The 13739-nt window shown below is 60.4% G+C and carries 9 protein-coding genes and 2 rRNA genes; 9 read left to right on the forward strand and 2 right to left on the reverse strand.

Going from position 1 to position 13739, the window contains the following annotated elements:
* The 9 genes from ACB042_RS09095 to ACB042_RS09135 all read left to right on the forward strand — a co-directional run.
* Positions 1-176: ribosomal RNA gene (locus ACB042_RS09095) — 23S ribosomal RNA — on the forward strand; the annotation flags it as partial.
* Between the two features lie 122 nt (positions 177-298).
* Positions 299-413 (forward strand): 5S ribosomal RNA (rrf, locus tag ACB042_RS09100).
* Positions 414-599: 186 nt separating this feature from the next.
* Positions 600-1106 carry an NUDIX domain-containing protein gene (locus tag ACB042_RS09105; RefSeq protein WP_371178268.1) on the forward strand — a complete coding sequence of 169 codons (507 nt, stop codon included), beginning with the start codon at positions 600-602 and terminating at the stop codon, positions 1104-1106.
* A 132-nt stretch (positions 1107-1238) separates the two neighbouring features.
* Positions 1239-3401 carry an AsmA family protein gene (locus tag ACB042_RS09110; protein ID WP_371178269.1) on the forward strand — a complete coding sequence of 721 codons (2163 nt, stop codon included), beginning with the start codon at positions 1239-1241 and terminating at the stop codon, positions 3399-3401.
* A 145-nt stretch (positions 3402-3546) separates the two neighbouring features.
* Positions 3547-4929, forward strand: coding sequence for a DUF3404 domain-containing protein (locus tag ACB042_RS09115; protein ID WP_371178270.1), 1383 nt, complete (start codon positions 3547-3549; stop codon positions 4927-4929).
* Positions 4926-5573, forward strand: a complete 648-nt coding sequence (locus tag ACB042_RS09120; RefSeq protein ID WP_216961044.1) for a response regulator transcription factor — start codon at positions 4926-4928, stop codon at positions 5571-5573. Before ACB042_RS09115 ends, ACB042_RS09120 begins: the two co-directional genes overlap by 4 nt.
* Before the next feature lie 65 nt (positions 5574-5638).
* The gene (locus ACB042_RS09125) at positions 5639-6403 is read left to right on the forward strand and encodes a DUF2861 family protein (RefSeq protein ID WP_371178271.1); all 765 of its coding nucleotides are present in this window, start codon (positions 5639-5641) and stop codon (positions 6401-6403) included.
* Between the two features lie 108 nt (positions 6404-6511).
* On the forward strand, positions 6512-8713 hold the full coding sequence (locus tag ACB042_RS09130; RefSeq protein ID WP_371178272.1) for a glycoside hydrolase: 2202 nt from the start codon (positions 6512-6514) through the stop codon (positions 8711-8713).
* Positions 8714-8808: 95 nt separating this feature from the next.
* Positions 8809-9372: a GNAT family N-acetyltransferase gene (locus tag ACB042_RS09135; protein ID WP_371178273.1), complete on the forward strand. Its 564-nt coding sequence runs from the start codon at positions 8809-8811 to the stop codon at positions 9370-9372.
* Between the two features lie 29 nt (positions 9373-9401).
* Here the strand turns inward: ACB042_RS09135 and ACB042_RS09140 are convergent, their stop codons facing one another.
* Positions 9402-10496: a type I restriction endonuclease gene (locus ACB042_RS09140; protein ID WP_371178274.1), complete on the reverse strand. Its 1095-nt coding sequence runs from the start codon at positions 10494-10496 to the stop codon at positions 9402-9404.
* Positions 10497-10761: 265 nt separating this feature from the next.
* Positions 10762-13635 carry a bifunctional [glutamate--ammonia ligase]-adenylyl-L-tyrosine phosphorylase/[glutamate--ammonia-ligase] adenylyltransferase gene (gene glnE / locus ACB042_RS09145; protein ID WP_371178275.1) on the reverse strand — a complete coding sequence of 958 codons (2874 nt, stop codon included), beginning with the start codon at positions 13633-13635 and terminating at the stop codon, positions 10762-10764.
* Positions 13636-13739 lie beyond the last annotated feature (104 nt).

A 13739-nucleotide genomic window follows, 5' to 3' on the forward strand; every position in this document is an offset into this window, starting at 1 on the left:
TCGGAATCGATAACCGCTGAAAGCATCTAAGCGGGAAGCGAGCCCTGAGATGAGTCATCCCTGACCCCTTGAGGGTCCTAAAGGGCCGTTGGAGACCACAACGTTGATAGGCGGGGTGTGTAAGTGCAGCGATGCATTGAGCTAACCCGTACTAATTACCCGTGAGGCTTAACCATACAACACCCAAGAAGTGTTCTAAGACTTGTAGCAAATAGAACGAACTACTCAAATTCAGTGGTAATGACAAGGCAAACTAGCCAAGTCGTTATTCACGTCAGCTTTCTGGATTAAGAATTTGCCTGGCGGCCATAGCGCCGTGGAACCACCTGATCCCATGCCGAACTCAGAAGTGAAACGCGGTAGCGCCGATGGTAGTGTGGCATTCGCCATGCGAGAGTAGGACACTGCCAGGCACCCAATACAAGAAACCCCGCTCATCGAGCGGGGTTTTTTATTACCAGCAATTCAGCAAATCGTCTGATAATTGACCTTCTTTACCCCCCTCTTTAACCTGAACACCTTATCCTCCCTGTCTGTTTTACTCATAGAAATTGACCCCAACGGCGTAAAATAGCGCTTTATCTGGTCGGAGATAGCCCATGTTTTGTCCAAAATGCGGCGGTCAAACCCTGCTGAGCGTCAGCCCCAAAGAGTTTCGCTGTGGCTGCGGTTTTCATTTTTTCCAGAATGTGGCGACGGCTGTGATGGTGGCGCTTTGCTGGCAGGACGAGGTGCTGGTTGCGGTGAGAGCGGGCAATCCGGGCAAGGGGTTGCTGGATCTGCCTGGAGGATTTGTCGATCCCCGCGAGTCGCTGGAGGTGGCGCTGGTGCGCGAGTTGCAGGAGGAGCTGGGGCTCGATGTCAGCGCTCAACCTTGCACCTATCTCGGTTCATTCCCCAATATCTATCCCTACGATGGCATCACCTATCACACCTGTGACACCTTCTTTGCCATCAGGCTGAGTGAAAAACCGGTCATCCAGCCGGCTGACGATGTGGCCGCCTGTCAGTGGCTGAAGATCCGCGATGTCCCCTTGTCCCGCTTTGCTTTCGAGTCGACACGCACCGCGATGGCGCGGTTGCAGCAATCCCCTTTGCAAGCCTGATCCCTGCTGATGACGATGGGGATTGGCAGCGACCATCCCTGTCTCATCCTTGTCCGCTTTTGTCTCGCAGACGCCATTCGTCAGACGGTGAGTGGTATAGTCAGCAGTGGATCCGGATTCAAGGAGCATATCGTGAAGAAGATAGTTCTCATCTTGCTCGGCATCGCCGTGGCGGCCTTGCTGGCCATAGTGACGCTGATAAGCCTTATCGACCCCAATCAATTCAAGCCTCAACTGGCGGAACAGGTGCGCAAGAGCACGGGCCGGGAACTGGTGATGGCGGGGAAGATTGACTGGCGTTTCTGGCCGAGTCTCGGCCTCTCGCTCGAGAAGGTGGCTCTGCGCAATCCGGCCGGTTTTGCCGAGCCGGATCTGATTCGTTTCGAACAGGGAGAGGCCTCGGTGGCCCTGTTGCCGCTGCTCTCCCATCGTCTGGAGATTGGCAAAGTGATGCTGAGTGGCGCCCATCTCTTTATCCAGACCAAGGCGGATGGCAGCTCCAATCTGAGCGGACTGATCAATGATGCCACTGCTGATGCAAGCGAACCGGTCGTCCCCGCAACTCCTGCGCCAACCGCTGATAGCAAGCCCTGGCAGATCAGCTTGCAGGGTGTCGCGCTCTCCCAGGCCAGTGCGCTGGTACAGGATGATCGCAGCGGCACCTCGCTGCGACTGGATCGCCTCGATCTCGATATGGGGCAGCTGGCCACCGGTCAGTGGGTACCCGTGACGCTGGCCGCCAAGGGGAGTGCCGACAAGCTCGCTTTCGACGTTAAAGGGCAGACCCAGATCAAGCTGGCGCAGGAGGTGATGGCCAGTGAACTGAAAGATCTGAGCCTCAGTGGCAGCCTGAGTGACCCGTCCCTGCGACTCGACAGTTTCTCCATCAAGGGGGACCGACTGGCCCTAGGTGAGTGGAGCAACCTCACGTTGGCGCTGGAGGGTGCCAAGGTAGAGGGGCAGCAAGCTTCACTGGCTGGCTCGCTGGAAGGAACGCTCAAGGGAAGGCTCGATAAAGAGATGAAGCTGGCCGAGCTCTCCGATATGGTGCTGACCGCAGCGCTGGAAGGTGATGCGCTGCCACGCCCGCAGATGAAGCTGAAACTGGCCGGCTTTGCCCGCGCCGAGATCGACAAGCAGTTGATTACCCTGAGCAAGCTGGTGATGAGTGCCGATGAGACGCTGCTGAGTGGTGATGGAACCGTGCAGCTTGGTGCCGTTCCCGCAATCAGCTTCGATCTCAAGGGGGAGAAGCTGGATCTCGACAAATGGCTCGCCGAATCGGCACCGACCACACCTGCGCAGGCGAAAGAGGACAAACCGGCGGCCGGTGCTTCCAATGCCGCTGCAAGTGGCAATAAAGCGGTAACCGGCAAGAGCGAAACCCTCTCCGCGGTTGAACCTGATCTGGGCGCGCTCAAAGGGGTGGATCTGGATGGTCGATTGCAACTCGGCAACCTGCGTCTGAAAGGGCTGGATCTTGGCGCAGTCGATCTGCAGGTGGCTCTGGCCAAGGGACTGCTCACGCTCAAACAGTTCAGCGCGACCGTGGCTGGCGGTCAGGTAAGCGCGAACGGGGTACTCGACGCGCGCCAGCAGCCCGCCACCTACAGGGTGCACAAGCAGGTGGCCGGGGTGAACATTCGTCCCTTGTTGCAGACTCTGGCTCAGAGCGATCTGCTGGAGGGCAAAGGCGATCTCGATGTGCAGGTGCAGGGCCGTGGTCTCTCCGCGCTGGCACTGCGCAACGGGATGCAGGGCAAGGTTATCTTGAAACTGAGCGACGGAGCCCTGCACGGCATCAACCTGCCGGAGATGATCCGCGAGGCGCGGGCCACCCTCACCGGCAAGGGCGCCGAGCAGGTGAAGGAGGCGCGCAAGACCGACTTCAGCGCCCTGACCGCCAGCTTCCAGATTGCCGATGGCATTGCTCGCAGCAACGACATCCAGCTCTTTGCGCCGGCCTTGCGGGTCAAGGGCGAGGGGCAGACTGCGCTGGTGCCGGAGAGCCTCGACTTCCTGTTCCTTACTTCCATCGTCGAGAGCAGCAAGGGGCAGGGAGGCAAGGATGTGGATGAGCTCAAAGAGATCACCATTCCGGTGCGGATCGGCGGTCACTGGCAGGCGCCCAGCTATCAGCTCGATGTGAAGGCATTGCTCAGCAACAACAAGCTGCTGGAGGATAAGGCCCGCAAGGAGGCCGAACGCGGCCTCAAGAAGTTGCTGGGTGACAAGGCCGACAACGAGGCCGTCAAAGGGGTGGCTGACCAGCTGCTCAAGGGACTGTTCAAATAGGTGATGGTTCTCATGGGCTGGCGCTCGCTGCGCCAATGCCGTTAGCGGTTGACCGGATGTCAGCGCCATTGAAAAATGGCGCTGACATTTTTTATGGCGCAGTGACCTGCTGCGCCTTGATCCGGAGTCATCTCGAGTTGAACCCATGCGCCTGATCCTGCTGCTCTGCTCCCTGACCTGCTACGGCATGGCTTCTCCGGTGCTGGCCGGGCCGCTGGCGGATAGTCTGGCGGGCGAGCTGGCCAAGCAGGCTCCCGAACAGGCGCTGCCTCTTGACGAGGTGCAGCGGCTCGATCGTCGCCTGATCGCTCCCGACTCCCTTCATCCCGCCTGGCAGCGCTATCCGCTGCGTCAACTGCAGGCCATCTATCGCTATCAGCAGGAGTGCGGGACAGAGAATGACTTGCCTGCCGAGTGGCTGCCACTGCTGAGGGCGCTTTGTGGCCAAGGGACTGTACTCTCGACCAGCTGGTTTGCCGCTCACCTAATCTATCCGCTGGGCGGCTCCAGCGCGGCTCGCTGGCTAGCTCACCAGCCGGCGGCCGAGCTCGACGATCTGCTCCATGTGCGGGAGCGGCGCGACCGGTTGGGGCAGCTTGGCGAGCTTGATGATGACAACCTCGATGCCCTGCTGCGGGGCGAGCGCTGGCTGCTGCAATCGGGTCAGCTCTGGCTGCTTGCCGATGGGCAGTGGCGCCGTTATGGTGCCGGGCAGTGGCAACCGCTGGCCGAGCGGCTTGGCGTGACGCTGGATAGCCGCACAGCTGGTACTTGTGAAGAGCGAGTCGGAGCGATCTGTTTCAATACTCGCCCCACGCTTGACTGGCAGTGGCTGGCGCTGGCCAGCTCGCTTGGTTTTATCCTGTTGCTGGGGTGGGCCAGCTGGCAGCGCTGGTGCCTGCTGCGGGAGCGGCGCGTCGCATTGCAGATGCTGACCCACGAGCTGCGTACTCCCATCATGGCGCTCTCTGGCATCAGCGAGGAGCTGCGCCACGATTTCGACCGGCTGCCCCCTTCCGCCCAGCAGAGCGTGGGTCAGCTGCTGGGCAGTGTCGCCCGTCTGCATCAGTTGGCGCAGGCCAGTCGCCACTATCTGGCGGCAGAGACCCTCGAGGATGAGCGGGTTGCGGTCAGTCTCACCGAGTGGCTCACCCTGGCTTGTGAGCGGCATGGCGCTACCTTCTGCCTTGAGCGGGAGATGACTCTGGCGCTCCCCTTCTATTGGCTCGATCTCGCCCTCGACAACCTGCTGCGCAATGCCAGCCAGCATGGTCGTGCGCCGGTTCGGATCTGTGCCAGCTGGCAGGCGGGGCGTTTGATCCTCGCGGTCAGCGATGGCGGCGAGCTGCCAAATTACCGGCTCGCTACCCTGCTGCGCCGCGGTGCCCGTGCCGATGGTCTGGGGCTGGGGCTTGCCATCGTACGCCATCTGCTGCGCCGTCTTGGCGGGTGCCTCGCCCTATCCGGCCCGCCCACCACCTTCACCCTGACGCTGCCCTGCCAACTCTGGAGCGACCCCGAATCATGAAGACCATCCTGCTTGTCGAAGACGAGGCATTGCTGGCGGAGAACCTGCAACGCTATCTGACCCGCGAGGGGTATCGCTGCCTCTGGTGCGACACCCTGGCTGCGGCGGAGCAGCAGTGGCTGGCGGCGGATCTGGTGTTGCTCGATCGCACCATGCCGGAGGGGGACGCTCTCGACTGGCTGCCCCAATGGCTGGCGCGCAAGGCGCTGCCGGTGATCGTGCTCACCGCAAGGGTGGAGGTGAGCGATCGTGTGGCCGGGCTCGACGCGGGGGCGCGCGACTACCTGACCAAACCCTTCTCCCACGACGAGCTGCTGGCACGGATCCGGGCCCAGCTGCGTCAGTTGGGGGACGGCACTCAGGCGGTGGGCGGCTTGCAGCTTCATCCCGCCCGGATGCAGGCGAGCTGGCAGGATGCGGAGGTGAGCTTTACCCCCACCGAGTTTGCCCTGCTCACCCTGCTGGTACGGATGGCGGGGCGGGTGCTGAGCCGGGAGGAGATCCTCAACCGGGTGTGGGGCTATCAGGCGTTTCCCTCCACCCGCACCGTCGATACCCATATTCTGCAGCTGCGCCAGAAGCTGCCCGGACTGGCCATCGAGACGGTGCGCGGCATCGGCTACCGGCTGGAGGTGGCACAGTGAAGCACACAAGGCTGGCTGGGCTGCTGTTGGTTCTAAGCGTTGGCTTGCTGAACGCAAGCTGCGTGATGGCAACCGATCGCCTCCTGGAAACCGAGCGCGCCGACCCGCTGCAACCGGCTACCTTGGCGCTGTTGCAGGGAGATAACCGGCACGCCTGGCAATCTTTGCAGCAGGCTTGGCCAGCCCTCAACAGCGATGCCGAGCGCCGTAGCTGGCAGGGGATGCTGGCCGCGCTGAGTGCCCAGCACTGCGGCAAGGATTTCCCACTGACCTTGCCTGATGGGGTGAGCGAGCTGCGCCTTGAGCTGATCCAGCGCGATGCGCCGCTGCTGCGGGACTATCGGGTGCAGCTGACCGGGGAGGGGTCCATCACCGCCGCTGAACTTATCGATCCCGCTGGCCATGACCGGCTGGCTGGCGCCCAGTGGGAGGCGGAAGAGAATAAAGGGGTCAGGGTCGTGGGGGCCGATCTACCGACGCCTTTACCAGCCGGACTCTATCAGCTGCGGCTGACGGTGGCGGGCAAAGCGTGGCAGGTGGTGCTGCCGCTGCCTGCGGTGCAGGATCTGGACTGGCTCTCCCGCTCGCCGCTGGCGGTGGCCACTCCCCCCGCCAACCCTGCTTCTTGTACGCCGCTCTGGCTTGAGCAGACTGTGCTGGCTCGCCCGCAATACTCCCTGCTCTGGTGGCACCGCATTGCGCCCGATGAGCCGGTGAACTGGCCTGCTGCCACGCCCGACAGCTGGCGTACCCTTTCGCTGGTGCAGACCAGCCAGCGTGGCCAGCTGGTGTTGCAGCTGAGCCACAGTCAGGCGGGGCCGGTGGACTAATGGATGTCGTGATGGTCAGGTCACCGCAATCCTGACATTGGCCTGACAATCGCAGGCGGCCGATCTGCTGAAATGGCGATTCCCGTGTGTTATCAGGAATCACCGACCATGACTCTTCTTCCCGAATTAGCGAGCCGGATCCGCCCGCTGCTGCTGTTGGCGCCGCTGTTCTCCCTGCCTGCCGAGGCGCTGACCCTTGCCAACGATCAGTGGCGTATCGAGCTGGATCCCGCCACCCTGGCGGCCGAGGCTGTGCTGCCATCGGGCAAGCACCTTGCCATCTCTTCTCCCGGCCCGCGTCAGCCTGTCACCGCCTTGCAGCAGGAGGGGGTACGTGCCAACTGGCTGACCAGCTCTGATGGTGAGGTGCGAGCCTCGGCCCGTCTCGAGGGCAATCGCCTGATCCTCAGCCTGAGCCGTGCGAGTGCAGGTGAGCTGGTATGGCCGCGGGTGCCGGCAGGGGCGCAGGCGCTGATGCTGCCGATCCACGAGGGATTCCGCATTCCGGCTACGCACACTGCGTGGCGCAAGGCGCTGGTGCAGGAGTATCAGGGGATCAACACCACCGAAAATCTCACCCTGCCGGTGGTTGGGCTGGATCATGGCGATCAGCAGTTGGCGATCCTCTTTGCCAACCCCTTCAACAACCGGCTCACCTTTGCTCCGAAGCAAGATGGCATTGCCCTGACGGCGACCCATAGCGTCAACCGCCTCAATCTGGCTGACCCCTATGAGGTGGCGGTGTCGCTGCAACCGGGCAATGACTGGCTGGCGGCGGCCAAGGCCTATCGCAGCTGGTTGCAGGCACGGGGCGAGCTGGTCTCGCTCGAGAGTAAGCTGGCGGCGGTACCGGATGGCAAGCGGCTGATCGGCGCCTCTCACCTCTACCTCTGGGGCGAGCGACTGCTGGTGCCACAGGATGTGAAGAGCTGGCCCGAGTTGCGCCGCCTGATCCCCGCCGACTGGCTCAAGGGGGAGAGTAAAACGGCGCTGCAAGCGCCCGATCTCGAGCACAACCGCTACCTGCAAAACCGGGTGCTGACCGGAGTTGAGCAGGCGCTTGCGCTGCGCCATCCGGGTCAGCAACCGGCCGATTTCGCCACCCGGCGCACGCTGGCTGCCACGCAACTGGGGGCTGCGCTCAACGAGCCGCAGAGCTGGGGTGATGGCAGCTCTGCCAAGATGATCGTTGCTCTCAAGCAGGCTGGACTACCCAAACTCTGGCTGGGGCTGCCCCAGTGGACCGCCGGTTTTGCTGCGCCAGAGGGGATTGAATTTGCCAAACAGGCGGGCTATCTCATCGCCCCTTACGACTCCTACGATACCGCGCTGTCGGAGGGGAATCGCCAGCAGAGCTGGCTCACCGCCCAGATGGGGCAGGATATCTATCTGCGCTGCGGCATCATGCTGGAGAATGGACGGCGCAAGAGCGGCTTTCAAAACAGCGGCGTCTACACCAATCAGGCCTGCGTGCGTCCGGTGATGGAGCAGCGCGTACCCTGGTTGCAGCAGGCAAACCACTACAACAGCTGGTTCCTCGATGTAGCGGCGACCGGCATGGTGTTTGACGACTTCGACCCGGCCAAGCCGACCAGTCAGGCGCAGGATGCGCAAAACCGGATGGCCGGGATGGCGTGGATTGCCAAGAGTCAGGGGGTGCTGGTGGGCTCCGAGGAGGGCGGCGCGGTAGCCAACCGCACCGCGGCCTTTGCCCACGGCCCCCAGACCAGCGGCTTTGGTTGGCAGGATCCCGATATGCGCCGCAACAAGCGCTCTCCCTACTATCTGGGGGCCTGGTATCCGGAGCATCAGCCCGCGTTCTTTTTTCGCCAGAGTCACCTAAAACCTGAGTATCGGGGGCTCTACTTCGATCCGGCGCTGCGGTTGCCGCTGCTCCAGAGCGTTTTTCACGACAGCATAGTGACCACCCACCACTGGACGATGGATAGCCTCAAGTTCAAGGAGAGTCGTCAGGTCACCGAACTGTTGCAGCAGCTCTACAACGTGCCGCCCCTACTCAACCTCAGTCTGGATAGCGCCAGTGCGCGCATTCCCTACCTCAAGGGGCTCGATGCCTTCTTCCGCCCGCTGCATGAGCGGCTCTACAACCAGCCCCTCACCGGTTTTCGCTGGCTCGACAAACGAGGAGTGGTGCAGCAGAGCGAGTTTGCCGATGGCACTCGACTGATAGCCAACTTCGGTTCGGGCACCGAGCTGGCTGGGATAAAACTGGCCGCTCAAAGCGTGCTGGCGCTGCTGCCCGATGGCAGCCAGCAGCAGTTTGTCTCGCAACCGGATGGCGCCCGCTAATCTGGCGTTCTGGCTTTTATTTCATCAGATGATGATGTGGCAGAACTTTTCATGTATAGATGAACGTTCTGCAAAATAAACGAGAGGTAGTTCTGATGATTGAGAGTGAAGTGATTAGAGAGGTAAACCATCCGGCGTGGCCGCTGGTCTGGCAGATCTATGGCGAGAGTTTTCCCCGCTACGAGCAGCGCCAGTCACAGCATCAGCCACAGAAGATGCGGGATCCTCGCTATCACTGCCAAATCTTTTATCAGGACGGCCTGCTGCTCGGTTTCATCTTCTGGTGGGCGTGCGGCGAGCAGATCTATATCGAACATCTGGCCATCAATCCTGCGCTGCGCGGCCGCAACTATGGCAGCCGCCTGCTGGCCGAATTTTGCGAGCGGGCAGGCAAAACCGTCATTCTCGAGATCGATCCGCCAGAAGATGAGATTGCCATTCGCCGTCTGCGCTTCTATCAGGGGCTGGGCTTTTGTCTCAACGACTATGCTCATCTCCACCCCCCCTATCATCCTGACTACGAGGGTCATGAACTACGGGTGTTGAGCTATCCGGGGCTTCTTGAGGAAGAGGCCTATCAGCGTTTCAACCAGATGCTGGTGGAGACGGTGATGGATCACGGCTTGAGTTGGAAAACGGGGATGTTCATTGCGAGATGAAGGGGGAATTACCCCCCTCCTAATTGCAACTATTCATAGACTGATGTCGCGGTCAGCAACTGATCTGCAAAGGTAAAGATTTCATCGATCGAGGAAATAGGATGCCTAGTCTCTTTTTTGTCAGCGTCAAATAAACCGATATATTTCTGCCTAGCATTGAAATGCAACCGGCATAACGGCTTGCGATTATTATCGTCGAGGAGAATACCAAAATAACTTTGGGTATCTCTTGCCGCGATTCTTGTTACATCAAATCGCTGTCTCAGAATTGCTTTGACAACATTAAAGCCTTCCATCTCTTCAATCGTTGTATCGACCTTTGATTTTTCCTCACTACAGCCTTCGGCATTATTGTTATCACTTGATGGATTACTATCAAATGCCGGTTGGATAGTTGAGGAGTTGACACTGCCACCAATCGCAGATTTCAATCTTGCATTGATGCTGTCATTCAGAAATTGGCTAAGTGCCTTCTTGGTAATGTCGGTAAAGGACTGTTTGACCTTTGCCGTTAGTACACCGTCATAGATTCTGGATGCAAAAAACTTAACAAAGTCTTCTTCCGGTGAGCCAAATTGTTCGGCTAGCAATTTTTTGATCTGGCTAAGGTACTTCAGTTCACCAGCTGCATCTACAACTGAATCAACATCGAAAGAGGTTTTGGTTAGTTTTAATACCTCAGGCACTATGTGTTCATCTATGTCTTCCAGATCGAGCGTCAAAAATGGTTTTTCGTCCATTTTGTTTGGGGCATCAAGGTCTGTGTAGAACTCATATTGTGCCCCATTGGTAAGAATGCCGATTCGAGCATTGGTAACTGAAAAATAGCGAAAGAGTTGACCAGAGTGCTTGGCCGAGAGTTTTTCACTGTATTTTTTACACTCAACCAGAATTTGCACTTGGCCATCTTTGAGAATGGCGTAGTCAACCTTTTCCCCTTTTTTGATGCCTGTATCTGCGGTGAATTCCGGAATCACCTCCGCAGGATCAAACACATCATAACCAAGTACACGATTGAGAAATGGCATGACAAATGCGTTTTTGGTTGCTTCTTCTGTGGTGATCATCGATGACTGTTGAGTAATCTTTTTGGCTAGACTCTGTAGCTGCTCTGAAAAATCCATTGTTTCCTCTCTGCGCTGGGACTGGAATTGTTGAGTTGATATTCACCCGTCATATCTGGCCAAAATCAGGTGAGGTCATAGAGACGGTTTATCTCTACGTATATTCAGCAAAGTGCCATACGATTCCAAGGCTGGTATGCCTGAAACAGGATCCAGCTCACCGCTATTGAGTGTTATATGAAGAAAATATGAGCCTGTAGCTGATATTTATATTAGAAAGGGGCGCCCAAGCGCCCCTTTCTCGTTGAACCTGCTGTGGTTTATCTCACTCCCCCAGCAGCTTGTGCCAGACGGCGAGCACATGGCTGCGCTCACTCTGCAGCTGATCGTCGCTCACCTTGCGGGAGATCTCCGAGAGGTTGAGGCGATGGCCGAGGTTGCGGATCTCCAGATAGGCCTGTTTCAGCCCCTCCGCCTGCTCCAGGGTCAGCACCCCCGCCATCACGCACTCGTCGAAGATGCGCACGTTATCGGACCAGCGGGTGAGGGCGTCGGGTTCGCTGCAGGCGTGGGCCAGCACCAGATACTGGGCGATAAACTCGATATCCACCATGCCGCCGGGGGACTGCTTGAGATCGAACTCGCCAGCCCCCGCTTTCAGCAGGTGATCCCGCATCTTGTGGCGCATCTCGCGCACCTCGCGGGCCAGAGTCGGCAGATCCCGCTCCTTGGCCAGCACATCGCGGCGGATGCGGGCAAACTCGGCAACGATGGCATCATCGCCATAGATGGGACGGGCCCGCACCAGTGCCTGATGCTCCCAGGTCCACGCCTCGTTTTGCTGATACAGCTCGTAGGCCGACAGCGACGAGACCAGCAGGCCGGAGTCGCCGGAGGGACGCAGCCGCATGTCTATTTCGTAGAGGATGCCGGAGGGGGTACGGGTGCTGAACAGATGCAGGATCCGCTGCGCCAGACGCAGATAGAACTGGCGGCTGTCGATGGGCTTGCGGCCATCTGTGTAGCTGTTGGGGTCGCCGCCATGCAGAAACACCAGATCGAGATCCGAGCCGTAACCGAGCTCGATACCGCCCAGCTTGCCATAGGCCACCACCGCAAAACCTCGCTGGCCGCTCACCGCCACCTCGGGCGGCACCCCGTAGCGCTCGCTCATCTGGGCCCAGGCCTGATTGACCACCTCCTCGGTGATCGCCTCCGCCAGCCAGGTGAGGTGGTCGCTCACCTTCATCAGCGGCAGGGCCCCAGCGATATCGGCCGCCACGATGCGCAGCAGCTGCACCTGCTTGAACTGGCGCAGCGCCTCCATCTGCTGCTCCACGTCCTCTTCGGGGATGCGCAGCAGGAACTGGCGCAGCTGGGGCTTGTACTGATCGAGCGGGGTGGGGTGGTAGAGGTGCTGGGGATCGAGCAGCTCGTCCAGCAAAATCGGGTAGCGGGCCAGCTGTTCGCTCACCAGATGGCTGGCATCGCACAGCCGCACCAGCTGGCGCAGGGCGCCCGGATTTTCCGCCAGCAGTTGCAGATAGGCGCTGCGGGTGAAGATGCGGGTAAGCAGCTCACAGACCCGCTCGAACAGGCGGGCGGGTTGCTCACTGGCGACCACCAGCCGCAGCAGCTCCGGCATCAGCCAGTCCAGCGCGATGCGCCCCTGCGGCCCCACCTGACGGCGCTTGTACTCCTCCTTGAAACGTAGCAGGGCGGTGCAGAGCGGGGCGGGTTCGGCCACCCCCTGCGCGGTCAGCAGTTTTTCCAGCTCGGCGGCGTCGAGCTCGGTGCGCCACAGATCGAGCCAGAGCTGCTCGAGATGGGCGGGAGCCTCCTTCTCTTCCCCCACCACGGCGGCGAACTCCTGATGGACGGCGGCCATCTCCTCATCGAGATGAGCCATAAAGGCGCCCCAGTCGGCAAAACCGAGGGCGGCGATCAGCCGTTGGCGATCCCGCTCTTCGGTGGGCAGGGTCTGGGTCTGCTGATCGCCGATCTCCTGCAATATGTTCTCGACCCGGCGCAGGAAGCGATAGGCCGTCAGCAAGCGATCGCAATGGGCAGATTCGAGGGCGCCGCATTGGGCGATGGCGGCCAGCGCTTCGGGCAGGTGACGCACCCGCAGCGCCGGTTCGCGCCCGCCGCGAATAAGTTGCAGCGCCTGAGCGATGAACTCCACCTCGCGAATGCCGCCAGCCCCCAGCTTGATGTTGCCCTCCAGCCCCTTGCGGCGCACCTCGGCAGCGATCATCGCCTTCATCTGGCGCAGGCCGTCGATGACGCCAAAGTCGATATAGCGGCGAAACACGAAGGGGCGCAGCATCTCGGCCAGTTCCACCGCGTGCTCGCACTGGGGCCCCAGTACCCGCGCCTTGACCATGGCGTAGCGCTCCCAGTTGCGGCCGTGGTGCTGGTAGTAATCCTCCATGGCGGCAAAGGAGATGGCCAGCGGCCCCGCATCACCAAAGGGGCGCAGCCGCATATCGACCCGGAACACCTGACCATCCTGAGTGGGCTGGTGGAGGGCATTGATGATGCGCTGGCCCAGCTTGATAAAGAACTGCTGGTTGGCGAGTTCACGCCGCCCGCCGACCGTGTAGCCGTTCTCGGGGAAGGTGAAGATAAGGTCGATGTCCGAGGAGAAGTTCAGCTCGCCACCACCCAGCTTGCCCATACCGAGAATGAGCAGCGGCTGCGGGTTGCCATTGCCGTCCATCGGGGTGCCCAGCTCGCCACACTGTTTGGCGTAGAGCCAGTCGCGGGCGGAGCAGATCAGGGCATCCGCCAGTTTGGTGAGGTGGATAAAGCTCTCTTCCACCGCCGCATGGCCCAGCAGTTCGCGCCAGGCGATCACCAGCATGCGGCTGCGGCGGAACTGGCGCAGGATGCGCTTGAGCGCCTCTTCATCACTCACCTCGGCGAGCAGGGCGGTCAGATCGCGCTGGTAGGCGGGCCAGCGTTCGGAGCGTTCCAGATCTCCGGAGGCGAGCAGTTCGGTCAGCAACTCTGGCTGTTTGAAGAGGGAGTCGGCGACAAAATCGGAGAGGCCGAGCAGGGTCAGCAGGGTCTGGCGAACGGGCTCGGGCTGGTTGCCATAGTCGGGGGCCAGTTCGATCAGCCGTTGCCATTGGCGCTCGGCCTGTTCTTGCAGCAAGGGGGAGAGGGCGGAGAAAGAGGGAGAGTGCTGGGCCACGGTTGCCGTCCTTGTGGTTCACGACAGCGGGTTAACGACATGGGGTTAAAAACGCTGCCGGTTCAAAATGGTGGCTGCCAATCTAGCACTGTCAGGCCCCCGCG

The organism is Aeromonas sp. S13(2024) (genome assembly GCF_041402405.1).
Taxonomy (GTDB): domain Bacteria; phylum Pseudomonadota; class Gammaproteobacteria; order Enterobacterales; family Aeromonadaceae; genus Aeromonas; species Aeromonas veronii.

Excerpts from the sequence above, each read along its gene's own strand:
- ACB042_RS09105 (WP_371178268.1), top strand. The coding sequence starts at position 600 with ATGTTTTGTCCAAAATGCGGCGGTCAAACCCTGCTGAGCGTCAGCCCC.
- ACB042_RS09115 (WP_371178270.1), top strand. The coding sequence starts at position 3,547 with ATGCGCCTGATCCTGCTGCTCTGCTCCCTGACCTGCTACGGCATGGCT.
- ACB042_RS09120 (WP_216961044.1), top strand. The coding sequence starts at position 4,926 with ATGAAGACCATCCTGCTTGTCGAAGACGAGGCATTGCTGGCGGAGAAC.
- ACB042_RS09125 (WP_371178271.1), top strand. The coding sequence starts at position 5,639 with ATGGCAACCGATCGCCTCCTGGAAACCGAGCGCGCCGACCCGCTGCAA.
- ACB042_RS09130 (WP_371178272.1), top strand. The coding sequence starts at position 6,512 with ATGACTCTTCTTCCCGAATTAGCGAGCCGGATCCGCCCGCTGCTGCTG.
- ACB042_RS09135 (WP_371178273.1), top strand. The coding sequence starts at position 8,809 with ATGATTGAGAGTGAAGTGATTAGAGAGGTAAACCATCCGGCGTGGCCG.
- ACB042_RS09140 (WP_371178274.1), bottom strand. The coding sequence starts at position 10,496 with ATGGATTTTTCAGAGCAGCTACAGAGTCTAGCCAAAAAGATTACTCAA.